Genomic DNA, 24,016 nt, shown 5'->3' on the forward strand with positions numbered 1-24,016 from the left:
CTGCCTTCTTGCTATCATGGCGGTTTTGAGCGATTGAGCCGACGTCATGTTCGAATTCCTTTTCAAGCGCCCAGGCGACAAGCCCGGCGAGGCGCCTACTGCAACGGCGCCGCAACCCGCTCCTGCTGCCGCGCCAGCCGGTTCGCCACGCGCGCTGCAAGCCGAAAAAGTAAAGCAGCTCGCCGGCGACGAGGCCGCCGCGGTCGAGTTCATCCTGCAATCCGAATTTTCCGAACTGCGCCTGGCGGCGGCGGAGTTTGTCCACACGCCGGCGCAGCTCGAGCGTGTCCACAGCGCCATTCGCAACACCGACCGGCGCGTCGCCAAGCTGATGCAGTCGCGGCTCGACGCCATCCGTCACCACCAGGCCGAGTTGCAGCGTGGCCAGGCCTGCATCGACCAGGCGGCGCAGCTGCTGAAAGACGAAAAACTGACGCCCAATCACGTCGCCGAACTTGACCGGCGCTGGTCGGTCATCGCCGCGCCGGAACTGGCCGGCGAGTTCGACGCCATCCGCGCCGCGCTGGCGCAGCGCCTCGAAGCCCAAGTCGTGCTGCAGCGTGGCGTCATCGACAGTGTCGGCGCGCTGCGCAAGCTCGCCGGCAGTGGACTGCCGGCAGCCGACGTCGCCGCCCAGCTCGAACAGCTCGCTGCCGCCCACGCCGCCGCGCTGGCGGCGCCGGAGCACGCCTCGCTGCCGCGCAACCTGGTCAGCGAGTTCGCCGCCGAACACGCCCGCGTCAGCGCCAGCCTTGGCGCCATCGCGCAAGGCGAAGGCGCGCTCGCTGCCCGCGAAGCGCTCCTGGCCGAATGGCAGGGCGCCGCCACGCCGCTCAACGCTGAAACGCTGCGGCGCGAATGGAACAAGCTGCCGCCGGCGCCGGCCGGCGACGCCGCGGCCAGCCTGCAGCAGCGCGTCGACGCGCTGCTGGCAGCGATCCCGCCCGAGCAGCGCAAGCCGAAGGAAGCACGGCCTGCGGGGCAGCCGAAGTCGCCGCCGGCCGGCGCCGACCAGCAATTCCTCGACCACCTGAGCGCGATGGAAGCGGCGCTCGAACACGGCTCGCTCGGCACCGCCGCCGAACACGACAAGGCGCTCAAGGACAGCAAGGGCGCGCGCCTGACGCCGGCGCAGTCGGACCGCCTGGCGCACGGGCGCGGCGAACTCAAACGCCTGTCGGACTGGGCGCGCTGGGGCGGCAACGTCTCGCGCGAAGAGCTGATCAAGTCGGTCGAACAGCTGGCCACCCAGTCGCTGGCGATGAGCGAGCTGGCCAAGAAGGTCGGCAGCATGCGCGAACGCTGGAAGGCGCTCGACACCCTGTCCGGCGCCGCGCCGAAAAGCCTGTGGGAGCGCTTCGACGGCGCCTGCAGCGCCGCCTATGCGCCGGCCGCCGCCCACTTCAAGCACCTGGCCGAAGAGCGCCACACCAACGCGGCCAAGGCGCAGGCGCTGATCGCCGAAGCGGGCGCCGAAGCGGCCAAGCTGGAAAATGCCGACAGCGTCGACTGGAAGCACATGGCCGTCACGGTGCAGCGCCTGCGCCTGGGCTGGAGCCACCTGGGCGCGATCGACCGCAAGGAGAAAAAACGCCTCGACCAGCAGTTCACCGACGTGCTCAACGTGCTGCAAGGGCCGCTCGAGCAGCAGCGCAAATCGGAAGTGGCGCACCGCGAGGAACTCATCGAGCAGGTCGCCGCCCTGAACCCCGCCGACCGCCATGCGCTCGACGCCTTGCGCGCGGCGCAGGAACGCTGGCAGGAACTGGCGCGCGCGCTGCCGCTCGAACGCAAGGCCGAGCAGGCGATGTGGCACCGCTTCCGCGCCGCCTGCGACGCCGTCTTCGCCAAGCGCAAGGAGAGCGCGCACGCCGCCGACGCCGAGCGCCGCTCGCATCAGGCGGCCAAGGACGCGATCTGCGCGCGGCTCGAAGCTGCCGCCGCAACCAGCCTCGATGTGGCAAGCGCCGCGCGCTTGCTGCGCGAAGCTGCCACCGAATGGCATGCGGCCGGACCGGTGCCGCGCGCGGCCGAAACCAAGGTCGACAAGCGCTATCACGCCGCGATCGCCGCCGTCCAGCACCAGGCCGACAGCGCGCGCCGTGCCGCCGGCATGGCGCAGGCCTGCGCCTTGCGCGACAAGCTGCGCCTGTGCCAGCTGATCGAGACGTCGCTCGCCAACGGCAGCGCCGACGAGCAGGACTGGGCCGCGCGCTGGCCCGCGCTGCCGCCGCTGCAGCCCGATTACGAACGCGCGCTCGGTTTGCGCTTCCAGGCGGCGCTGGCGGCGCTGGCGGCGCTGGCGGGCGACCGTGCCGCTTGCGTGGCCAAGCTCGAACAGAACCGCGCCAAGCTGCTGCACGAAGTGCTGCGCCTGGAGATTGCGGCCGGCATCGACAGCGGCAGCGAGTTCGCCCGCGAGCGCCTCAAGCTGCAGGTTGAAGTGCTGCAGTCGTCGCTCAATTCGGGCCAGAAGCCGTTGATCCAGGCCGCCCAGTTCCTGCAGCTGTGCGAAATGCCGGCGCTGGCCGACGACCGCACCGTCTCGCGCATCGAGCAGTTGTTCGCCCGCGTCGGCAAGGAAGCGCGGTGAAAGAGGTCCGGGTGCAGCGGGCCGACTTCGATCTGTCGACCGAGGTGGCGCGCCTGCGCGCGGACGATCCGCGGGTCGGCGCTGTAGTCAGTTTTGTCGGCGCCGTGCGCGACATGAACGACGGCGCCAGCGTGGCCGAGATGGAACTCGAGCACTATCCCGGCATGACGGAGCGGTCGCTTGAGCGCATCGTGGAACTGGCCTGCGCGCGCTGGCCGCTGTCCGGCGCCTTGGTCATCCACCGCGTCGGGCCCCTTAAGTCGATGGAGCAGATCGTGCTGGTCGCCTGCAGCGCGGCGCACCGCGGCGAAGCGTTCGCCGCCTGCGAATTCATCATCGACTATCTCAAGACCGATGCGCCGTTCTGGAAAAAAGAGCAGACGCCGGACGGCGCGCGCTGGGTTGACGCGCGCGTGACGGACGACGCCGCGATGGCCAAGTGGGCCAGCCCTTGAGCTGGCTCGCAGTGGGACTGGGCGCGGCGCTCGGCGCCTGGCTGCGCTGGGGACTGGCGTTGTGGCTCGGCAGCGTGCACGGCAAACTCCATCTGGGCACGCTGGCGGCCAACCTCGGCGGCGGCTACCTGGTGGGCATCGCGCTCGGCTTTTTTGCCGCCTCGCCGCACGTGGCGCCAGAGTGGCGCCTATTCGTCATCACCGGCATTCTCGGCGGTCTGACGACGTTTTCCAGCTTTTCCGGCGAATCGGTGCTGCTGTTGCAGCGCGGTGACTACGGCTGGGCGCTGGCGCACTCGGCGCTGCACCTGTTCGGCTCGATCGCCTTCTGCATCGCCGGCTTCGCCACGTGGCGCGCGTTGTCTTCCTGACTTGAAAAGCGGGTCAACACCCCAATCTGTTCTGCATTAGAGGACAACATTGGGAGTTTTACCATGCGGCAAGATAAACTGACAACCAAACTGCAGGAAGCGCTGTCCGACGCGCAGAGTTTGGCGGTCGGCAATGACAACCAATATATCGAACCGGTGCACCTGCTGGTGGCCCTGCTCGGCCAGGACGACGGCAGCGCGCGCTCGCTGCTGCAGCGCGCCGGCGTCAACGTCGCCAGCCTGCAAACGTCGCTGCGCGGCGCGCTCGAACGGCTGCCGAAAGTGTCCGGCACCGGCGGCGAGACCCAGGTCGGCCGCGAGCTGATGAACGTGCTCAACCTCGCCGACAAGGATGCCCAGAAGCGCGGCGACCAGTTCGTATCGAGCGAGATGGTGCTGCTCGCGCTCAGCGACGACAAGTCCGATGCCGGCAAGCTGGCGCGCGAAGCGGGCCTGACGCGCAAGGCCCTCGAGGCTGCGGTCGACACGGTGCGTGGCGGCGAGTCGGTCAATTCGTCCGACGCCGAAGGCCAGCGCGAGGCGCTCAAAAAATACACGCTCGACGTGACCGAACGCGCCCGCCAGGGCAAGCTCGATCCGGTGATCGGGCGCGACGACGAGATCCGCCGCACCATGCAGATCCTGCAGCGGCGTACCAAAAACAACCCGGTGCTGATCGGCGAGCCGGGCGTGGGCAAGACGGCAATCGCCGAAGGCCTGGCGCAGCGCATCGTCAATGGCGAGGTGCCCGATTCGCTCAAGGGCAAGCGGCTGCTCTCGCTCGACATGGCGGCGCTGGTCGCCGGCGCCAAGTTCCGCGGCGAATTCGAGGAGCGCCTCAAGGCGGTGCTGAAGGAACTGGCGCAGGACGAAGGCCAGACGATCGTCTTCATCGACGAGATTCACACCATCGTCGGCGCCGGCAAGGCCGAGGGCGCGATGGACGCCGGTAATATGCTCAAACCTGCGCTGGCGCGCGGCGAACTGCACTGCATCGGCGCCACCACGCTCGACGAGTACCGCAAGTACATCGAAAAGGACGCCGCGCTGGAGCGCCGCTTCCAGAAAGTGCTGGTCGAGGAGCCCAGCGTGGAGGCGACCATCGCCATCCTGCGCGGCCTGCAGGACAAGTACGAGCTGCACCACAAGGTGGAGATCACCTACGCGGCCATCATCGCCGCGGCCGAACTGTCGCACCGCTACATCACCGACCGCTTCCTGCCCGACAAGGCGATCGACCTGATCGACGAGGCGGCGTCGAAAATCAAGATCGAGATCGACTCCAAGCCGGAGGTGATGGACAAGCTTGAACGGCGCATCATCCAGCTCAAGATCGAGCGCGAGGCGGTCAAGAAGGAGAAGGACGAGGCGTCGCAGCGCCGTCTCGGCCTGATCGAAGAGGAGATCGCGCGCCTCGAACGCGAATACAACGACTACGAGGAGATCCTCAAGGCCGAGAAGTCGATGGTGCAGGGCACCACCCACATCAAGGAAGAGATCGAGCGCATCAAGCACCAGATGGAAGAGGCCAAGCGCAGCAGCGACTACGCGCGCATGTCCGAACTCCAGTACGGCAAGCTGCCCGATCTCGAGGCGCAGCTCAAGCAGGCCGAAGCTGCGACGATTACCGCCGATGCGGCGGCGGGCGGCAAGCCCAAGCTGCTGCGCACCCAGGTCGGGGCGGAGGAAATCGCCGAAGTGGTGTCGCGTTCGACCGGCATTCCGGTGTCGCGCATGCTGCAAGGCGAGCGCGAGAAGCTGCTGCACATCGAGGAAAAGCTGCACGAGCGCGTGGTCGGCCAGGACGAGGCGATCCAGGCGGTGTCGGATGCGATTCGCCGCTCGCGCGCCGGTCTGGCTGACCCGAACCGGCCGTATGGCTCGTTCATGTTCCTCGGTCCCACCGGCGTCGGCAAGACGGAGCTGTGCAAGGCGCTCGCTTCCTTCCTGTTCGATACCGAGGAATCGATGATCCGCATCGACATGAGCGAATTCATGGAGAAGCATTCGGTGGCGCGGCTCATCGGCGCGCCGCCGGGTTACGTCGGCTACGACGAAGGCGGCTACCTGACCGAGGCGGTGCGGCGCCGGCCGTACTCCGTGATCCTGCTCGACGAAGTCGAGAAGGCGCACCAGGACGTCTTCAACGTGCTGCTGCAGGTGCTCGACGACGGCCGCATGACCGACGGGCAGGGGCGCACGGTGGACTTCAAGAACACGGTGATCGTCATGACGTCCAATCTTGGCTCGCACAAGATCCAGGCGATGGAGAGCAACGATCCGGGCGTGGTCAAGCTGGCGGTGATGGCCGAAGTGCGCGGCCATTTCCGGCCCGAGTTCGTCAACCGGATCGACGAGATCGTGGTGTTCCATTCGCTCGACGAGAAGAACATCGGCGCGATCGCCAAGATCCAGCTCAAGCACCTGGAGACGCGTTTGGCGGCGATGGAGATGACGCTCGAGATGTCGGACGAGGCGCTGCAGAAGATCGCGGAAGCCGGCTACGATCCGGTGTATGGCGCGCGCCCGCTCAAGCGCGCGATCCAGCAGCAGATCGAAAATCCGCTGTCGCGGCTGATCCTGGAAGGGCGCTACGGTCCGAAGGATACGATCCCGATCGGGGTCGACCGCGGCCAGCTGGTGTTCGGCCGTGGCGCCAAAGCGGTCGAGCTGGAGAAGGCGCCGACGTGACGATGCACGATCAATCGCTCGCCTGACACGACATGGCACGGGCGCCGAACAAGCCGCCGCCCGGCTCATCGACGCCACCCAAACCAGCGCCATCCCCGCCTTCGCGAGGATGGCGTTTATTTTTATCGACGACGTCGATGTCGGCGGTTTCTGCCGATGCGAACAAGCCGTCGCGCCTACATTCGCGCCGATGCGTACTCACGCGGCGTGCATAAATGGACCGCGCCCGACTCGGCCAGATGAATCTGGCTACAATATCTGCTTGACCACAGCAGGATGACCTCATGCAATCGGCTTCACTGCGACAGGACGCGCGCGTCATCGGCCTCGTTGGTCTGGCCCACGGCGTCTCCCACTTCTATCACCTTCTGCTGGCCGCGGTGTTCCCTTGGCTCAAGCCCGCGTTCGACCTGAGCTACTCCCAGCTCGGCCTGTTGATGACCGTGTTCTTCATCGTCTCCGGCGTTGGCCAGGCGCTGGCCGGCTTCGTCGTCGACCGCGTCGGCGCCAGCCGCGTGCTGATGGGCGGGCTGGCGCTGCTTGGCGGCGCCGCGCTGCTGTTGGCCGGCGCCCAGGACTACCCGATGCTGCTGTGCGGCTCGCTCGTTGCCGGCATGGGCAACGCGGTGTTCCATCCGGCCGACTACACCATCCTCAACCAGCGCGTGTCGAAAGCGCGTCTGGCGCACGGCTTCTCCGTGCATGGCGTCAGCGGTAGCCTCGGCTGGGCTGCGGCGCCCGTGTTCCTCGGCGGCGTGGCCGCCATGTCCGACTGGCGCAGCGCGGTGCTGGCCGCCGCCGCCATTCCATTCACCATGCTGCTGGTCGTGTTCCTCAACCGCGCCGCCTTGCGCGCCGACCCACCCGCGCACGTCAAACCCGGTCAGTCGGAAGAGAGCGCGCTCGCTTTCCTGCGCCTGCCAACCGTGTGGATGTGCTTCAGCTTCTTTTTCCTGTCGTCGATCGCGCTGGCCGGCATCCAGAGCTTTGCTTCCTCCAGCCTGGTGTCGATATACTACGTATCGCTGGCATCGGCCACCACCGCCTACACCGCCTTCATGCTGGCCTCGGCCGGCGGCATGCTGGCCGGCGGCTTCGTCGCCGCGCGTGCGCTCAACCATGACCGCGTCATCACCATCGCGTTCGCGGTCGCCGCCGCGCTGGCCGTGCTGCTGGCGATGGCCGTCACGCCCGCCTGGATGGTCGTGCCGCTGATGGCGGCCATTGGCTTCGCCTCCGGCGTGGCCGGGCCGTCGCGCGACCTGCTGATCCGCTCCGCCGCGCCGAGCAACGCCACCGGGCGCGTGTTCGGCGTCGTCTACTCTGGTCTCGACAGCGGCCTGGCGGTCGGACCGCTGATGTTCGGCGCGATGATGGATGCGAACCGGCCGTCGTGGGTCTTCCTTTGCGTTGGACTCTTCTATGCGCTGTCGATCGCCACCGCGGTAAGCGTAGGCGTCAGCAAGCGCCCGCAGGCGCTGCAAAAAGGCTAGAATTGTCACCATCTATTCTGACTGGGACCTGCCATGGACTTTGCCACTACCGATCTTTGCGACGCACACGCCGAACTGCTTGACGATGGCCGGGCGGGGGTGCTGCCGCCGGGGTTTCGCCTGTTCGGGCAGCGCGTCAAGTTCTCCGGGCCGGCGGCCACGCTGGAGGTCTTCGAAGACAATGCGCTGGTGCGCAGCGCGCTTGAAGGCCCCGGCGGCGGGCGCGTGCTGGTGGTCGATGGTGGCGCCAGCATGCGGCGCGCGCTGGTCGGTGGCCAACTGGCGCTGCTGGCGCAAGACAACGGCTGGAGCGGCATCGTGGTCAACGGCTGCGTGCGCGACTCGGATCAGATCAATAGCTGCGAAATCGGCGTGCGCGCCCTGGACACCCACCCGCAGCGAGCGGCCAGGGCCGGTGCCGGCGCGGTCGACGTCGGCATCCTGATCGGCGGCATCAAGATTCGTCCCGGCGACTGGATCTACGCCGATGCCGACGGCATTCTGGTGGCGCAACAACAGCTCGCCTGACACTTCAGTTCACCTGCTTCTTTAGTTGCCCAGCGTCAATCCTGACGAGCGGGCCAGCTACCACCATGGGCCTCGCCCGCGCGCCCAGGCACACCGATGTGTCACGAGGCGGTGGTGGGAGCTGCTGCATTCCGAACCGTTCGTCGCCACGCTGGGCGCGATGACCGGCAACCAGGCGATGCAGCAAGTCAAGGCCGGGTTGAAGGCGATCTACCTGTCGGGCTGGCAAGTGGCGGGCGACGCCAACTTGGCCGGCGAGATGTATCCCGACCAGTCGCTGTACCCGGCCAATTCGGTGCCGATGGTCGTCAGGCGCATCAACAACACGTTCCAGCGCGCCGACCAGATCCAGTGGTCCGAGGGCAAGGACGACATCGATTACTTCGCGCCGATCATCGTCGATGCCGAAGCCGGCTTCGGCGGCGCGCTGAACGCCTACGAACTGATGAAGTCGATGATCGACGCCGGCGCTGCCGGCGTCCACTTCGAAGATCCGCCGGCGTCGGTCAAGAAATGCGGCCACTTGGGTGGCAAGGTGCTGGTGCCGACCCGCGAATTGATCGAGAAGCTGACGGCTGCGCGCCTGGCGGCCGACGTGTCGGGCACGCCGACCCTGGTGATTGCCCGCACCGACGCCGAGGCGGCAGACCTGCTAACGTCCGACATCGACCCGAATGACCAGCCGTTCTGTACCGGCGAGCGCACCGTCGAAGGCTTTTTCAAGGTCCGCAACGGCCTCGGCCAGTCGATCGCCCGCGCCCTTGCGTATGCGCCGTATGCCGACCTGGTCTGGTGCAAGACGGGCAAGCCCGACCTGGCGTTCGCCAAGCAGTTCGCCGATGCGGTCCACGCCAAGTTCCCCGGCAAGCTGCTTGCCTATCACTGCTCGCCATCGTTCAACTGGAAGAAGAAGAACCTCGACGACGCCACCATCGCCAAGTTCCAGCATGAACTCGGTGCAATGGGCTACAAGTTCCAGTTCATCACGCTCGCCGGTTTCCACGCACTCAATTACCGCATGTTCAACCTGGCGCACGGATACGCGCGCCGCAACATGACGGCGTTCGTCGAACTGCAGGAGGCCGAATTTGCCGCCGCCGACAAGGGCTTCACGGCGGTCAAGCACCAGCGCGAAGTCGGCACCGGCTACTTCGACGCGGTGACGCAGACGATCCAGCAGAATCAGAGCTCGACGACCGAGCTGCACGGCTCGACCGAAGACGAGCAATTCTTCGACGAAAAGAAAGTCGCTCAGGTAGCGAGCACGTCCGGGGTCTGGCCGCGACGCACAGTCCCTGCGTCAGACCCTTTTACTCCCTCCCAAACCGCCGAAATTCTCCACAAACGCCATTGTGGTGGATAATGACGACATATTCCGCCGCATGTTTCGTCTGCCGCGCGCCGTTTCATCTACATTTTTGGAATTCCCATGCTTAGCTACCGCCACGCCTTTCACGCGGGTAATCACGCTGATGTCCTCAAGCATTTCGTGCAGATCCAGTTGCACGAGTACATGAATCAAAAGGACACCGCCTACACCTACATCGACACCCACTCGGGCGCCGGCGTGTATGCGCTTGACGGCGGTTACGCCTCGAAGAACGCCGAGTACGAGACCGGCATCGGACCGCTGTGGGAGCGTACCGACATGCCGAAGCAGCTGGCCGATTACGTCAACCTGGTCAAGGGCCTCAATCCGAGCGGCAAGATGCGCTACTACCCCGGTTCACCATACTGCGCCGACAAGGCGATGCGCGAGCAGGATCGCCTGCGCCTGTTCGAGCTGCATCCGGCCGACGCCAAGATCCTCGCCGACAATTTCCGCAAGGTAGCCGAGCACGCGGCCGCCCAGGGCGAACGCCCGAGCGCGCGCGGCAAGCGCGTGCTGGTCGAGCGCGGCGATGGCTTCCACGCGCTGAAAACGCTGCTGCCGCCGCCGTCGCGCCGCGCACTGGTGCTGATCGACCCGCCTTACGAAGACAAGCAAGATTACCGCAAGGTGCGCGACGCGCTGGAAGACTCGCTCGTGCGCTTCCCGACCGGCATCTTCGCCATCTGGTATCCAGTGCTGCAGCGCATGGAATCGCGCCAGTTCGCCGACAAGCTCAAGCGGCTGCCGGCCAAGGAATGGCTGAACGTGACGCTGACCGTGTCGACGCCCGGCCCGGACGGCTTCGGCTTGCACAGCAGCGGCATGTTTATCGTCAATCCGCCGTACACGCTGGAGCCGACCCTGCGCCAGGTGATGCCGTACCTGGTGCAAGTGCTGGGCAAGGATGCCGGCGCCACCTTCGTCATCGAATCGGGCACCCAGTTGACCGGCTCGTCGACCTCGCGGGTCGGCGCCAACGGCAGCGCCCGCGTGCCGGTCGGCAATGCGCGCCGCGCCAGCCCGACGTCCGGCACCGGCTCGTTGCGCTTGCCTGGCCAGGCGCCGGCCGGCACCCCCGGCGCCGCCGGCGCCATCGGCCCGCGCGCACCGGCCACAACGTCGTCGCCGCGGCGCACCAGCGGCCGTCCGACCGGCCCGTCCAAGCCAGGATCGCGCCGTCCCTGACCGCGTGCAGGTTTCGATGTCGAAATGTAAATGGACTTTGATTTTGTAGTATAGTCAAAGAGAGGGTGCCCCGGCCGTGTAATTTGGCTGGGCGACTGCGCGCCCATTTGTTTCTTGGGGGTATCTGTGCCTATCGATGCAGCGGCCCAGTTGTCTTTGCCGTTCGACCAATTCTACCTGGCGCGTCAGCCCATCCTGGGGCGTGACCAGCGTCTGGTCGCCTTCGAACTGCTGTTCCGCACGGCAGGCTCGACCGAAGCGAACGTCACCGATGACGCCGCCGCGACCGCGGCAGTGATTTCCCACGCGTCGCAACTGGGCATGGAGCACGTGGTCGGTGCGCAACTGGCATTCGTCAACGTCAGCGCCGAATCACTGATGGGCGACTACGTCCGCTTCCTTCCGGCCGACAAGGTCATCCTGGAAATCCTCGAAACCGTCAAGGCGACGCCGGCGCTGGTGGCCCGCGTGGCCGAGCTGAAGGCGCTCGGCTTCAAGTTCGCGCTCGACGACGTCGTCGCCGAATCGGACGATGTGCGCGCCTTGTTCAAGCTGGTGGACATTATCAAGATCGACGTCAAAGGTGTCGATCCGGCGCGGCTGCCGGCGCTGGCCGAAGCGCTGCGGCGCGATAACAAAAAGCTGCTCGCCGAAAAAGTGGAAACGGTGGAAGTATTCAGCACCTGCCTGGAGCTGGGCTTCGAATATTTCCAGGGCTTCTATTTTGCCCGCCCGGTCATCCTGAGCGGCAAGAAGATCGCCCCGTCCAAATTAGCGATCCTGCACCTGCTCGAGCTGGTCGACTCGGACGCGGACGCTCACACCATCGAGCTGGCGGTCAAGCGCGACGCCCTGATCAGCCTGAACCTGCTGCGCTTGGTCAACACGCCAGCCTCCGGTGCGCGCGGCAAAATCGACACGCTCGGCCAGGCCATCGAAGTGCTCGGCCGCCAGCAGTTGCAGCGCTGGCTGCAGATCTTGCTGTATGCAACGCCCGGCGCCGAGGTCGAGATGAACCTGCCGCTGCTGCAGATGGCGACCTTGCGCGGCAAGATGCTCGAACTGATGACCTTGAAGATCCATCCCGGCCAGCATGCGGCGGCCGATATGGCGTTCACGGTCGGCATCATGTCGCTGACCGAGGCGCTGTTTTCGATGTCGATGCGCGACATCCTCGCCACCGTCGATGTCGCCCACGAAGTCAGTTCGGCGCTGCTCGAGCGCGAAGGCGAGTATGGCGACATGCTCAACGTCGTCGAAATCCTCGAAAAGGCCAAGTCGGGCAAGGCGCTGACGGCGGCCTTGCGCCTGCTCGACCTGACCATCAAGGATGTGCGCGAGATCGAGATGGCTGCGTTCGAGTGGGTCAACGAGCTGGCGCAGGAAGTGCACTAGCTTTGCCTAAGCCAGCAGCAAAAACACCGTCGGTTTCTTGTGAAATTCGGGCATCTTGCCGCTCGCCAGCAGTCCTTTCCACTTGGCCCCGCTCAGCGTGCGGATCGATTCGGTCGGCAGGCTCAGGTCGGTGGCGACGCAGATCAGCGTGTCCGGCGCGCAGGTGCCAACGAGTGCATCGAGCATTGCGCCGTTGCGGTAGGGCGTCTCGATCAGCAGCTGGGTCTGTTTTTCGCGGCTGGAGCGTTGCTCGAGTTCCTTGATGCGCTTGGCGCGCAGTGCCGCATCGGTCGGCAGATAGCCGTTGAAAGCGAAACTTTGTCCGTTCAGTCCGCTGGCCATCACCGCCAGCAGCAGCGACGACGGCCCGACCAGCGGCTTGACCGCAATGCCATGCTGATGCGCCAGGCGCACCAGGTCCGCGCCCGGGTCGGCCACCGCCGGCACGCCTGCCTCCGACACCAGGCCGGCATCGCGACCGGCCAGCAGCGGCGCCAGCAGGCCGGCGAGGGCGGCCGCCGGCGTATTCACGTTCAACTGCGCTATCTCGATTTCCTGCAGCGGTTTCGCCAGCGGATGGTCGATCGCGATCAGTTTCAGAAAGCCGCGAGCAGTCTTGGCGTTTTCGGCGACGAAGTAATCGAGCCGGGCCGTCAGCGCCTGTACGTTGGCCGGAATAATATGGTTCAGCGCGCCAGGCGCCGGCTCGGTGGTGCCGAGCGTGTTCGGGATCAGGTAGAGGGTGCCAGGCATGTCGTTCTGTAAGAGGTATCGGTTGGAAAAATCGGGGGCAGACCCGGTCGTTGAACGGCCTTGCTGGCCTTTCGCCGTCGTGTAAACGGGTCTGACCCCGTTTATTTTGGGCCGGTCAGAGGCCGAAAAAACGCACGCCGGCCTTGCGCAGCATGGCGGTGAGGGCGATCATCGGCAAGCCGGTCAGCGCGGTCGGGTCGCTGCTGTCGATGCGCTCGAGGATGGCGATGCCGAGCCCTTCGTTCTTGGCGCTGCCGGCGCAATCGTAAGGCTGCTCGATGCGCAGGTAGGCGTCGAGCTCGGCATCGGGCAGGTCGCGAAAGGTGACCACCGTCTGGATGTTTTCCAGCTGCGCCGGCCCGGTCAGGGCGCTGGCGCGACCGTCCCACACGCACAATGCAGTATGAAAGACGACCTTGCGGCCGCGCATTTTCTGCAGCTGGGCAAGCGCGCGGGCATGGTCGCCCGGTTTGCCGATCTGCTCGCCGTCTAGCGTGGCAACCTGGTCCGAGCCGATGACGATGCTGCCGGGCGAGCGCTGCGCCACGGCCGCCGCTTTCTCGCGCGCCAGCCGCAGCGCGGTCGCTTCCGGCGCTTCGCCAGCCAATGGGGTTTCGATAATGTCGGGCACCATCACGTCGAACGGCAGGCGCAGGCGCTCAAGCAATTCGCGCCGATACGGCGAACTGGACGCAAGAATCAGGCGGGAAGGGGCAGAACTTGGTATCATGACGGACTCGATGGGGGCGATTTCTGGCTTGCGTGGTGCAAACTGCCGGTCTGCAACATGTCTCGCCCGCAGGTGCAAAAAAATGCGCCAAGTCTTTGACTCCATGGCGGCAAGCCTGCTATTATCGCAGGTTTTCTCGGGGTAGTTTCTCAAATGAGCGCTTTTGTCATCGACGCTTTTGAATTTAGTCGAAGCAACGGCCACCGCGACGGCGTCACGCCTGTTGCCGAGATGAGCCGGTTAAGTAAGGATTGTGCCGACCAGTCTGGCGAGATCGCCTGGACGGTCGAAGGCGGCGTTACCAGTCACGGCTATCCGTCGATCACCTTGTCGGTGTCCGGCACGGTACAGCTGGTGTGCCAGCGTTGCCTCGCCCCGTTTGCTTGCGAGATGGATTCTTCTACCATGCTCGTGCTCGGCAGGGATGACGAGGAAGCCGATCAGATCGAGGAAATCGTCGACGACGAGAGTATCGACGTGATCGTCGGCAGCCGCACCACCGACCTGCGCGACCTGATCGAAGACGAGGCGCTGCTGGCCTTGCCGCAGGTGCCGAAGCACGCGGTGTGCCCCGACAGCAAGCTGATCGACGCGCTGAAGACGGACAAGCCGTCGCCGTTCTCGGTCTTGAAAGACCTGACACCAGAATAAGCAGTACCGCAATACCGGATAAGCAGTACGTACAGAACGTGTCAAACGCGTGTAGTAATCGAGTATGGCAGTGTTGGTAGGAAATGCAGCAAAAGCGTTAAACATGTCGGTGAGAAACATTTGCCGCTGGGATACTCGATTCGCATGTATTTGCTAGTCGAATGTGTTAGAATTTTAGAACTTATGTATTAGGAGTTATCATGGCAGTTCAGCAAAATAAGAAGTCCCCTTCGAAGCGCGGCATGCACCGTTCGCACGATTTCCTGGTTGCTCCGCAGCTCGGTATCGAGCCTACGACTGGTGAGACGCACCTGCGTCACCACATCAGCCCGAACGGCTTCTATCGTGGTCGTAAAGTTCTCAAGACCAAGAACGACGAGTAATCGACGTTTTAGTTTCGAGTAAGATGAGGGCGGTGCGACGCATTTTTTCTGCGTGGCGCCGCTTTTTCTTTGACCTCGGCTGCAAAAAACATTTGCACACCGTCATTTTGAATTACGCTGACTCTGCCTGGCGCTCGCCCACAGATCGCATCCTGCCGCCTGCCATGTTTGAGCCGCGGTACGCACCTTACAAATGACAATTACACTTTCGATAGACTGCATGGGGGGCGATCATGGCAGCTCCATCACCATTCCCGCGGCCATTTCTTTCCTCGCGCACGAGCCGGAAGCCGCTCTCATCCTGGTCGGCCTCGAAGCCGAACTGCGCGCCGAACTGAAACGCCTGAAGGCGGACACCCACCCCCGCATCACCGTGCAGCACGCTGCCGAAGTGGTGGCGATGGACGATCCGCTCGAAGTGGCGCTGCGCCGCAAGAAGGATTCGTCGATGCGCGTGGCGGTTGAAATGGTCAAGGACGGCAAGGCCCAGGCCTGCGTTTCCGCCGGCAACACGGCCGCCCTGATGGCGATCTCGCGCTATGTGCTTAAAACCATGCAGGGCGTCGACCGTCCGGCCATCTGCGGCATCATGCCGAACCAGAAGAACGGCCCGACCTACATGCTCGACCTCGGCGCCAACGTCGACTGCGAACCGCACCACCTGCACCAGTTCGCGGTGATGGGCTCGGTCCTGTTCTCGGCGATGGAGCGCACCGCGCGCCCGACCATCGGCCTGCTCAACGTCGGCACCGAAGACATCAAGGGCAATGAAGTCGTCAAAGCGACCGGCAAGCTGCTGCAGGACGACCATGCGCGCGGCAAGCTCAACTTCTACGGCAACGTCGAAGGCAACGATATCTTCAAGGGTACGACCGATGTGATCGTCTGCGACGGCTTCGTCGGCAACGTCACGCTGAAGGCGGCCGAAGGCCTAGGCCGCTTCATGAAGGACGTCATGAATACCGAGTTCCGGCGCAACCCGCTAACGATGATCGGCGCCCTGATCGCCGGCGGCGCCCTCAAGCAGATCCGCAATCGCTTCAATCCATCGCGCTACAACGGCGCCAGCCTGCTCGGCCTGCGCGGCCTGGTGTTCAAGAGCCACGGCGGTGCCGATGCCTACTCGTTCGAGTGGGCACTCAAGCGCGCCTTCGATGCTGCAAAATACAACGTGCAGGAACAACTGTCGGCGATGATTGCCGAACTGATACCATGCACACCTGACCGCAGCGCGGTGATCGAACCGGCAGTGCCAGGCTCAACAATTTAAGCAGGACGGCTAGCAATGACTCTGTATAGCAAAATTATCGGCACCGGCAGCTATCTGCCGCAGCAACGGGTGACCAACGCCGACCTGGCCGCGCAATTGGCGGCCAAGGGCGTCGAAACGTCCGACGAATGGATTTTTTCCCGCAGCGGCATCTCCGCGCGCCACTTCGCCGCGCCGGACCAGTTGTCGTCCGACCTGGCAGTGGCGGCGGCAAAGCAGGCGCTGGCGATGGCCGACAAGCAGCCGCACGACATCGATCTCGTCATCGTCGCCAGTTCGACGCCGGACTTCTACGGAAGTTTCCCAAGCACGGCGTGCATCGTCCAGCGCAAGCTCGGCATGACCAACAACAGCGCCGCCTTCGACGTCCAGGCCGTCTGTAGCGGCTTCGTCTACGCGGTGTCGGTGGCGGACGCCTTCATCAAGGCCGGCGCCCACAAGAACGTGCTGGTGATCGGCGCTGAAGTGTTTTCGCGCATCCTCAATTTCGACGACCGCACCACCTGCGTGCTGTTCGGCGACGGCGCCGGCGCCATCGTGCTGACCGCCTCCGACGAGCCGGGCATCCTGGCGACCAAGCTGCACGCCGACGGCAGCTACGCCGACATCCTTAGCGTGCCGGGCAACCTGGCCAACGGCGCCATCGCCGGCAGCGCCTTCCTGTACATGGACGGCCCGGCAGTGTTCAAGCTGGCCGTCTCGGTGCTCGAGCAGGTCGCCCACGAAGCGCTCGACCACGCCGGCATGACGGCCGAGCAGCTCGACTGGCTGGTGCCGCACCAGGCCAATATCCGCATCATGAAAAGCACCGCCAAAAAGCTGAACCTGCCGATCGAAAAGATGGTCGTCACCGTCGACCAGCACGGCAACACGTCGGCCGCATCGATCCCGCTGGCGCTCGACGCAGCGGTGCGCGATGGGCGCATCAAGCCGGGCCATAATGTCATGATGGAAGGGGTCGGCGGCGGCTTTACGTGGGGCGCGGTACTGGCGCGCATGTAAGTACGCTTGTAAGAAACCTTAATTTGGAGCACGACGATTCAATGAGTAAATTCGCATTCCTGTTTCCCGGCCAAGGCTCGCAAGCGGTCGGCATGTTGAGTGGCTTCGCCGGCAACGCCGCTGTCGCCGAGACCGTCGCCGAAGCGTCCGACGCGCTCAGCGTCGACATCGGCCGCCTGATCGCCGACGGTCCCAAGGAAGAACTCGATCTGACCACCAATACCCAGCCGGTGATGCTGACCGCGGCCGTGGCGGTGTACCGCGCCTGGCTTGCCGCCGGCGGCCCGGTGCCGGCCATGGTGGCCGGCCACAGCCTGGGCGAATACTCGGCCCTGGTGGCAGCCGGCGTGATCAAGTTCAAGGATGCGGTGCCGCTGGTGCGTTTCCGCGCCGAAGCGATGCAGGCCGCGGTGCCTGTCGGGCAGGGCGGCATGGCTGTCATCCTGGGCCTCGGCGCCGACGACGTGCGCGCACTGTGCGTGGAAGCGGCCGCCGCCGCGCCGGGCTCGGTGGTCGAGCCGGTCAACTTCAACGAACCAACCCAGATCGTCATCGCCGGCCACACTGCCGCCGTCGAGCGCGCCTGCGAACTGGCCAAGGCCAAGGGCGCCAAGCGCGCCATGAAGCTGGCGGTATCGGCGCCGTTCCACTCGTCGCTGCTGCAGCCGGCGTCGGACCGTCTGAACGCGTACATGGCCGGCATCGAATTCGCCACGCCGTCCATCGCGCTGGTCAACAACGTCGACGTCGCCATTCAAGGCGATCCGCAGGCCATCAAGGACGCATTGGTGCGCCAGGCCGCGAGCCCGGTGCGCTGGGTCGAGACGATGGAATACATGGCGGCGCAAGGTATTGCCAGCGTGATCGAATGCGCGCCGAGCAAGGTGCTGATCGGCATGGCCAAGCGCATCGATGCACGCCTGGCCGGCGAAGCGCTGGTCGACCAGGCCGCGCTCGATCGCGTGCTGGCCACGCTGGCCTGATGGCCAACGTGGCGCCTGCCGTACGCGGGCGCCGCTGCTACTAACTAATTAGGATAACCATGAATCTGGAAAATCAAGTCGCGCTGGTTACCGGCGCATCGCGCGGCATCGGCAAGGCGATCGCCCTCGAACTGGCCCGCCAAGGCGCCAAGGTGGTCGGCACCGCCACCACCGACAGCGGCGCGGCCGCCATTTCGGATTACCTGAAGGAATTCGGCGGCAAAGGCGTGATGCTGAACGTCACCGATGCCGCCGCCTGCGCCGCCACGGTGGCCGATGTCCAGGCCAGTTACGGCAGCCTGTCGATCCTGGTCAACAATGCCGGCATCACGCAGGACCAGCTGGCCATGCGCATGAAGGATGAAGAGTGGGATAGCGTCATCTCGACGAACCTGAGCGCGGTGGGCCGGCTGGCGCGCGCTGTTCTGCGCGGCATGATGAAAGCTAAGCATGGGCGTATTATTAACATCACGTCGGTGGTAGCATCGTCGGGCAATCCGGGGCAGATGAATTACGCCGCGGCGAAAGCGGGCGTCGAAGGCATGAGCCGCGCGCTGGCGCGTGAAATCGGCAGCCGCAACATCACGGTCAACTGCGTCGCGCCGGGATTCATCGATACCGACATGACCAACGGGCTCGGCGCCGACCAGCACGCAGCCTTGCTGACGCAGATTCCGCTGGCGCGCCTTGGCGAGCCGGCAGATATTGCACACGCGGTCGCTTTCCTGGCCGGGCCGCAGGCAGCCTATATCACGGGCACCACCTTGCACGTGAATGGCGGCATGTACATGAATTGATGCGGATTTGTCTGAAGTCGGGCAGAATTGGCGGAAGGCGCCAGGAGCGCGATTCCAGTAAAATCTCATCTTTTAGCACGGCTTTCGGTCGAGTTAGTGTCAGACACCGAAATTAGTTTTACAACGCGCAAACCTGATAAAATGCGCGCACTTTCCGTTACACACACATTGGAGCCTATAACATGTCGGATATCGAACAACGCGTTAAAAAAATCGTCGCTGAGCAACTCGGTGTTGCAGAAGTAGACATCAAAATCGAGTCCTCGTTCGTTGACGACCTCGGCGCAGATTCCCTCGACACGGTCGAACTGGTAATGGCACTGGAAGACGAATTCGAAATGGAAATCCCGGACGAGCAGGCTGAAAAGATCACGACCGTGAAGCAGGCAATCGACTACGCTACCGCGCACGTCAAGGCCTAAGCTTCATTTAGCATTCCAGGAGAAATCGCTTGAGCCGTTCACGAAACCGTCGTGTCGTCGTCACCGGCCTGGGCTGCGTCTCCCCTATCGGCAACACGATTGCCGAGAGTTGGAGCGCGGCGCTGGCCGGCAAGTCGGGCATTGCCAATATCACCAAGTTCGACGCAGAGCCGTTTTCGACCCGCTTCGCGGGCGAAGTCAAAGGTTTCAATATCGAAGAGTACATCTCCGGTAAAGAAGCGCGCCACATGGATACATTCATCCATTTTGGCATGGCAGCAGGAATCCAGGCGTTGCAGGATTCCGGCCTCGTCGTGACCGAGGAAAATGCCGACCGTATCGGTGTCATCGTCGGTTCCGGCATCGGCGGCCTGCCGATGATCGAAGAGACCAAGGAAGACTACGACAAGCGCGGCCCGCGCCGCATTTCGCCGTTTTTCGTGCCCGCGTCGATCATCAACATGATCTCCGGCGACCTGTCCATCAAGTACGGCCTGCGCGGCCCGAACCTGGCCATCGTCACCGCTTGCACCACCGGCTTGCACTGCATCGGCGCCGCTGGCCGCCTGATTGAATACGGCGACGCCGACGTGATGATTGCCGGCGGCGCCGAGTCGACCATCTCGCCACTTGGCCTGGGCGGTTTCGCGTCGGCCAAGGCACTGTCTTCGCGCAACGATGATCCTGCCACCGCCTCGCGTCCATGGGACCGCGACCGCGACGGCTTCGTCCTCGGCGAAGGCGCCGGCGTGATGGTGCTGGAAGAGTACGAGCATGCCAAGGCGCGCGGCGCGACCATCTACGCCGAACTGATCGGCTTCGGCATGAGCGCCGACGCCTATCACATGACGTCGCCGGTCGAAGACGGCGCCGGCGCCAGCCGCTGCATGGTGTCCGCGCTGAACAACGCCGGCATCAACTTCGACCAGGTGCATTACGTCAACGCGCACGGCACGTCGACGCCGCAAGGCGACCTGGCCGAAGTGCAGGGCCTGAAGAAGACCTTTGGCGACCACGCCAGGAAGCTGGTGGTCAACTCGACCAAGTCGATGACCGGCCACCTGCTTGGCGGCGCCGGCGGCATCGAAGCCGTGTTTACCGTGCTGGCGATGCACCACCAGGTGTCGCCGCCGACGATCAACATCTTCAACCAGGATCCGGCCTGCGATCTCGATTTCTGCGCCAACATCGCGCGGGACATGCAGATCGAGTACGCAGTGAAGAACTCGTTCGGCTTCGGCGGCACCAACGGCTCGCTGGTGTTTGCCAAGGCGCCGTAAGCGCACACTACGGCGGTCGTAAAAACCGGCCGCCAGCGTGAACCTCCAACGCCCATCCTTGTCAAAAGGATGGGCGTTGACGTTTCTGCCTTCAGCTTTGCGTGGCCCGCGCGCCGTCGCCGCCCGTTCAACTTCCTTCCTCATGTCGATTGCGGTATCTGCCGTCATTGTTCCGTCGCGCGTGCTGCGCTGGGCGATGCTGTGCCATGGCCTTGCCAGCGTCAGCGCGGGCATCGCGCTCGCCCTTGCCGGGTCGCGCCTGGCCGGCCTGCAGTGGGGCGCGGCGCTTGCCTGCATGCTCGCCGGCGCAGCTTTGCTGTGCTCGCCAGCCCCCGGCCGAAATGTGCGCCGGATTGATATTTCTGGAGTCGGCCAGCTACGCCTGACGGTACAACAAGGGGTGGGCCAGGCGGGCGCGCGTGCCGGTGTCATGCGCCTTTTGCCCGGCTCGACCGTGTGGCCGGGCCTGTTGCTGCTGAGACTGCGCGGCGACGACGGCAAGCATTGCGCCTTGGTGCTGTTGCCCGACAGCGTGGCGGCGGGCCAGTTTCGACGGCTGGCGGTAGCGATTCGCGATGTTGCAGCACGAAAAGAATAAATAATCGGAAACCAACAAAAAACGTTGAACTTATTGCAGCGAGCCAACTCTTATACACAAGGAGTCAACGCCGCTGCAACTCACGGGACATGGTGCAGTGACGACAGAACGAGAGTGTGATCAGTTGTTGGTGGAGCGCGTACAAGGCGGCGACCGGCAGGCGTTCGACCTGCTGGTGGGAAAATATCAGCGAAGGCTGATGCGTCTGGTATCGCGCCTGGTGCACGACCCTGCAGAGGCGGAGGATGTTGTTCAGGAAACGTTCATCAAGGCGTACCGAGCCCTGCGGCATTTCCGCGGTGATTCGGCATTTTATACGTGGTTGTACCGGATAGGAATCAACACGGCAAAGAATTTTCTTGTCACACAGGGCCGGCGAGCGCCGACGTCGACCGAGGCCGATGCCGAGCGCGCCGAGGCGTTCGACGATGCCGACAGCCTGCGGGACATCAACACCCCGGAATCGATGTTGGCAAGCAAGCAGATTGCCTACACCGTCAATGCCGCGATGGAAGCATTACCGCTCGAGCTGCGCACCGCCATCGTGCTGCGCGAGATCGAAGGATTGAGCTACGAAGAGATATCGGAAGTGATGGCGTGTCCGATTGGCACGGTGCGAAGCCGGATTTTCCGGGCCCGCGAAGTCATTGCCGAGAAATTGAGGCCTTTGCTAGATTTCCCGGTTGACAAGCGGCGTAAGCTATAGCGATGATGGCAACAGGTCGTGATAATTTGATCACACGGACGGTGATGGAAACACAGATGGACACACAGAAGAAAATTCGCGAGCATATTTCCGCCTTGAGCGACGGCGAACTGGCAGCGATCGACCTGGAACTGGCGTTTGCCGCCTTGCGCGCGGCCGACGGCGAGCAGGCCTGGAGCACCTACCACCGCATCGGCGACGTGCTGCGCGCACAAGCTTCGCCCGAGCTGTCCGACGACTTCAATCACCGGCTGTCGGCCAAGCTCGCGCTCGAGCCTGCGCACGCTGTGCGGCGCGCGCCCGCGCCTGCGCAGTCCGAGCCGGAGAAGGCGAGCGCCAAGAAGGTGGCGACGACGTCTTGAAAGCACGCTCTGCACGCCGGCATGGCGGTGCCGATCGGGCCGCGCTTTCGCTGCCGCGTGTTTGGCCGCCACGCACCGCGGCAGCAAGAAGACAAGGCGCGCATTTTCGCTTACCATTGCGTCAATAGCCGACCTGACCACACTCCGATCCCATGCGCAAACAAATGACTGCCATCCGCCTCGTCCTTCCTATCCTGATGCTGGCCGGCGCCAGCCTGCTGCCTGCCGGCGCCGTCCTCGCTGCCGCTCCGGTTGCCGTGCCGGTCGTTACCGGCCTGCCTGATTTCACCGACCTGATCGATAAAGTCGGCCCGGCGGTGGTCAACATCCGCACCACCGAGAAGATCAAGCTGGGGCAGGGCGCCCCTGGCGACGAGGAGATGCAGGAATTCCTGCGCCGCTTCTTCGGCCAGCCGTCGCCGCGTTCGCCGACGCCGCGCGGGCGCCGCGGCGCGCAGCCGCAGGAAGAAGAGGTGCAGCGCGGCGTCGGTTCCGGCTTCATCATCTCCAACGATGGCTTCGTGCTGACCAACGCCCACGTCGTCGAAGGCGCCGACGAAGTGCTCGTCACGCTGACCGACCGGCGCGAATTCAAGGCCAAGGTGCTCGGCGCGGACAAGCGCTCCGACGTGGCCGTGCTCAAGGTCGAGGCATCCAACCTGCCGTTCCTGCGCACTGGCGACTCCAGCAAGATCCGCGTCGGCGAATGGGTCATTGCGATCGGCTCGCCGTTCAACCTCGAAAACTCGGTTTCGGCCGGCATCATTTCGGCCAAGGCGCGCGACACCGGCGACTACCTGCCGCTGATCCAGACCGACGTCGCCGTCAACCCAGGCAACTCCGGCGGCCCCTTGATCAATATGCGCGGCGAAGTGGTTGGCATCAATTCCCAGATCGCCACCATGTCCGGCGGCTATAACGGCATTTCGTTCGCCGTGCCGATCGACGAGGCGATCCGGGTTGCCGACCAGCTGCGCAAGACCGGCAAGGTCACGCGCGGCCGGCTTGGCGTGCAGATCGGCGAAGTGAGCAAGGACGTCGCCGAGTCGCTTGGCATGGGCAAGGCGCGCGGCGCCGAGGTTTCGCTGGTCGAGCCGGGCGGTCCTGCCGACAAGGCCGGCATCAAGGTTGGCGACATCATCCTCAAATTCAACGGCAACGCCATCGAGCGCAGCGCCGACCTGCCGCGCCAGGTGGGCGCCACGCCGATCGGCAGCCGCGCCACCGTCACCGTGTGGCGCAAGGGCGCGCAGCAGGATCTGCCCGTCACGATCGCCGCGCTGGAAGAAGAGAAGGCGGTTCCGAAGCCGACGCCGAAAAAGCCGAAGGCCGATGCGGCGCCGAACGCGCTGGGACTGCACGTGTCCGACCTGACCGAGGCGCAGCGCAAGGAGCTGAAGGCCGATGCGGTACTGGTCGACGCCAGCGAAGGCGCCGCGGCGCGTGGCGGCGTGCTGCCGGGCGACCTGGTGCTGCAGATCAATAACACCGACGTCAAGGATGCGAAGCAGTTCAACGCTATCGTCGCCAAGCTCGATCCGAAGAAGTCGGTCGCGCTGCTGGTGCGCCGCAGCAGCCCGCAGGGTGCCGCGACGACGTTCTACCTCGTCATCCGGCCGCGCCCGTGACGGCGGCGGTTGCCCGCTTCACGCTGTACTCGCGCGGTTACTGCCACCTGTGCGACGCCATGCTGGCGGCCTTGAACGCGCTGCAGACCGAGGCGCAGCGGTTCACGGTCGACGTCATCGACGTTGACGCCGACCCGGCGCTGGTGGCGCGCTTCGACGAGCTGGTACCGGTGCTGTACGGCGACCTGGCCGCGCCCGAGCTGTGCCACTACTTCCTCGACGCCGGCGCGGTGCGCGCTTACCTGGCAAGCGACCACCACAGGTCATCGCCGCTTTCGCGGGGATGACGTTAATTGCTTCGTCGTCGCTGTCGTGCGTCGCCACTTCTGTTGTATTTCTGAAAAGCCTGGCGCCGGTTTTGGCCGCCT

The 24,016-nt window shown here is 64.6% G+C and carries 24 protein-coding genes and 1 pseudogene; 22 read left to right on the plus strand and 3 right to left on the minus strand.

All coding sequences use genetic code 11. The annotated features are described in order from the left end of the window. The first annotated feature begins 46 nt into the window (after window positions 1-46). From ACP7DD_RS00670 to clpB, 4 genes are all read left to right on the plus strand, one after another. Entirely contained in the window at window positions 47-2,593 is a 2,547-nt protein-coding gene (locus ACP7DD_RS00670; RefSeq protein ID WP_426172756.1) for a DUF349 domain-containing protein, read from the plus strand. After that, complete coding sequence (locus ACP7DD_RS00675; protein WP_426172757.1) at window positions 2,590-3,048, plus strand: molybdenum cofactor biosynthesis protein MoaE; 459 nt, start codon at window positions 2,590-2,592, stop codon at window positions 3,046-3,048. The genes ACP7DD_RS00670 and ACP7DD_RS00675 overlap by 4 nt, the downstream gene beginning before the upstream one ends. Next, entirely contained in the window at window positions 3,045-3,419 is a 375-nt protein-coding gene (gene crcB / locus ACP7DD_RS00680; RefSeq protein WP_426172758.1) for a fluoride efflux transporter CrcB, read from the plus strand. The genes ACP7DD_RS00675 and crcB overlap by 4 nt, the downstream gene beginning before the upstream one ends. A 63-nt stretch (window positions 3,420-3,482) precedes the next feature. Next, window positions 3,483-6,110 (plus strand): ATP-dependent chaperone ClpB, encoded by a 2,628-nt coding sequence (gene clpB / locus ACP7DD_RS00685; RefSeq protein ID WP_426172759.1) that lies wholly within the window; start codon window positions 3,483-3,485, stop codon window positions 6,108-6,110. Window positions 6,111-6,120: 10 nt separating this feature from the next. On the opposite strand, the gene ACP7DD_RS00690 is transcribed toward clpB, so the two are convergent. Next, window positions 6,121-6,276 carry a hypothetical protein gene (locus ACP7DD_RS00690; protein ID WP_426172760.1) on the minus strand — a complete coding sequence of 52 codons (156 nt, stop codon included), beginning with the start codon at window positions 6,274-6,276 and terminating at the stop codon, window positions 6,121-6,123. A 118-nt stretch (window positions 6,277-6,394) separates the two neighbouring features. On the opposite strand from ACP7DD_RS00690, the gene ACP7DD_RS00695 reads away from it, so the two are divergent. From ACP7DD_RS00695 to ACP7DD_RS00715, 5 genes and pseudogenes are all read left to right on the plus strand, one after another. Further along, a complete protein-coding gene (locus tag ACP7DD_RS00695) occupies window positions 6,395-7,603 on the plus strand; it encodes an MFS transporter (RefSeq protein ID WP_426172761.1) in 1,209 nt (402 codons plus the stop codon). Window positions 7,604-7,636: 33 nt separating this feature from the next. Next, complete coding sequence (rraA, locus tag ACP7DD_RS00700; RefSeq protein ID WP_426172762.1) at window positions 7,637-8,131, plus strand: ribonuclease E activity regulator RraA; 495 nt, start codon at window positions 7,637-7,639, stop codon at window positions 8,129-8,131. A 25-nt stretch (window positions 8,132-8,156) separates the two neighbouring features. Further along, a pseudogene (gene aceA / locus ACP7DD_RS00705) lies at window positions 8,157-9,383 on the plus strand (isocitrate lyase); the annotation flags it as partial. A 177-nt stretch (window positions 9,384-9,560) separates the two neighbouring features. Then, entirely contained in the window at window positions 9,561-10,688 is a 1,128-nt protein-coding gene (locus ACP7DD_RS00710) for a 23S rRNA (adenine(2030)-N(6))-methyltransferase RlmJ (protein WP_426172763.1), read from the plus strand. A gap of 126 nt (window positions 10,689-10,814) precedes the next feature. After that, window positions 10,815-12,083 (plus strand): EAL and HDOD domain-containing protein, encoded by a 1,269-nt coding sequence (locus tag ACP7DD_RS00715; RefSeq protein ID WP_426172765.1) that lies wholly within the window; start codon window positions 10,815-10,817, stop codon window positions 12,081-12,083. A 6-nt stretch (window positions 12,084-12,089) separates the two neighbouring features. Here the strand turns inward: ACP7DD_RS00715 and ACP7DD_RS00720 are convergent, their stop codons facing one another. Both ACP7DD_RS00720 and ACP7DD_RS00725 read right to left on the minus strand, forming a co-directional pair. Next, a complete protein-coding gene (locus ACP7DD_RS00720) occupies window positions 12,090-12,836 on the minus strand; it encodes an SAM-dependent methyltransferase (RefSeq protein WP_426172766.1) in 747 nt (248 codons plus the stop codon). Between the two features lie 115 nt (window positions 12,837-12,951). Beyond that, the gene (locus tag ACP7DD_RS00725; RefSeq protein WP_426172767.1) at window positions 12,952-13,566 is read right to left on the minus strand and encodes a Maf family nucleotide pyrophosphatase; all 615 of its coding nucleotides are present in this window, start codon (window positions 13,564-13,566) and stop codon (window positions 12,952-12,954) included. A gap of 153 nt (window positions 13,567-13,719) precedes the next feature. Here ACP7DD_RS00725 and ACP7DD_RS00730 point away from each other — a divergent pair, with 153 nt between their 5' ends. The 13 genes from ACP7DD_RS00730 to ACP7DD_RS00790 all read left to right on the plus strand — a co-directional run bounded on the left by ACP7DD_RS00730 (window position 13,720) and on the right by ACP7DD_RS00790 (window position 23,935). Continuing rightward, window positions 13,720-14,217 carry a YceD family protein gene (locus ACP7DD_RS00730; protein ID WP_426172768.1) on the plus strand — a complete coding sequence of 166 codons (498 nt, stop codon included), beginning with the start codon at window positions 13,720-13,722 and terminating at the stop codon, window positions 14,215-14,217. Between the two features lie 200 nt (window positions 14,218-14,417). Beyond that, on the plus strand, window positions 14,418-14,600 hold the full coding sequence (gene rpmF / locus ACP7DD_RS00735; RefSeq protein ID WP_008449924.1) for a 50S ribosomal protein L32: 183 nt from the start codon (window positions 14,418-14,420) through the stop codon (window positions 14,598-14,600). Between the two features lie 193 nt (window positions 14,601-14,793). Beyond that, a complete protein-coding gene (plsX, locus tag ACP7DD_RS00740) occupies window positions 14,794-15,870 on the plus strand; it encodes a phosphate acyltransferase PlsX (protein WP_426172769.1) in 1,077 nt (358 codons plus the stop codon). Between the two features lie 15 nt (window positions 15,871-15,885). Then, a complete protein-coding gene (locus tag ACP7DD_RS00745; RefSeq protein ID WP_426172770.1) occupies window positions 15,886-16,872 on the plus strand; it encodes a beta-ketoacyl-ACP synthase III in 987 nt (328 codons plus the stop codon). Between the two features lie 41 nt (window positions 16,873-16,913). Further along, window positions 16,914-17,855, plus strand: coding sequence for an ACP S-malonyltransferase (gene fabD, locus ACP7DD_RS00750; RefSeq protein ID WP_426172771.1), 942 nt, complete (start codon window positions 16,914-16,916; stop codon window positions 17,853-17,855). Window positions 17,856-17,914: 59 nt separating this feature from the next. After that, window positions 17,915-18,652 carry a 3-oxoacyl-ACP reductase FabG gene (gene fabG / locus ACP7DD_RS00755; protein ID WP_426172772.1) on the plus strand — a complete coding sequence of 246 codons (738 nt, stop codon included), beginning with the start codon at window positions 17,915-17,917 and terminating at the stop codon, window positions 18,650-18,652. Window positions 18,653-18,834: 182 nt separating this feature from the next. Further along, window positions 18,835-19,074 (plus strand): acyl carrier protein, encoded by a 240-nt coding sequence (gene acpP, locus ACP7DD_RS00760; RefSeq protein ID WP_018059410.1) that lies wholly within the window; start codon window positions 18,835-18,837, stop codon window positions 19,072-19,074. A 29-nt stretch (window positions 19,075-19,103) separates the two neighbouring features. After that, window positions 19,104-20,354, plus strand: a complete 1,251-nt coding sequence (fabF, locus tag ACP7DD_RS00765; protein ID WP_426172773.1) for a beta-ketoacyl-ACP synthase II — start codon at window positions 19,104-19,106, stop codon at window positions 20,352-20,354. A gap of 37 nt (window positions 20,355-20,391) precedes the next feature. Beyond that, the gene (locus ACP7DD_RS00770; protein WP_426172774.1) at window positions 20,392-20,952 is read left to right on the plus strand and encodes a protein YgfX; all 561 of its coding nucleotides are present in this window, start codon (window positions 20,392-20,394) and stop codon (window positions 20,950-20,952) included. Between the two features lie 97 nt (window positions 20,953-21,049). Next, a complete protein-coding gene (rpoE, locus tag ACP7DD_RS00775) occupies window positions 21,050-21,658 on the plus strand; it encodes an RNA polymerase sigma factor RpoE (RefSeq protein ID WP_426172776.1) in 609 nt (202 codons plus the stop codon). Window positions 21,659-21,714: 56 nt separating this feature from the next. Next, window positions 21,715-22,020, plus strand: coding sequence for a sigma-E factor negative regulatory protein (locus tag ACP7DD_RS00780; protein ID WP_426172777.1), 306 nt, complete (start codon window positions 21,715-21,717; stop codon window positions 22,018-22,020). Between the two features lie 197 nt (window positions 22,021-22,217). Next, window positions 22,218-23,648 (plus strand): DegQ family serine endoprotease, encoded by a 1,431-nt coding sequence (locus ACP7DD_RS00785; RefSeq protein ID WP_426172998.1) that lies wholly within the window; start codon window positions 22,218-22,220, stop codon window positions 23,646-23,648. Next, on the plus strand, window positions 23,645-23,935 hold the full coding sequence (locus ACP7DD_RS00790) for a glutaredoxin family protein (RefSeq protein WP_426172778.1): 291 nt from the start codon (window positions 23,645-23,647) through the stop codon (window positions 23,933-23,935). Before ACP7DD_RS00785 ends, ACP7DD_RS00790 begins: the two co-directional genes overlap by 4 nt. The last annotated feature ends 81 nt before the right edge of the window (window positions 23,936-24,016 follow it).

Origin of the sequence: Massilia sp. TWR1-2-2 (assembly GCF_049897565.1) — a bacterium.
Classification (GTDB): domain Bacteria; phylum Pseudomonadota; class Gammaproteobacteria; order Burkholderiales; family Burkholderiaceae_D; genus JAFCUW01.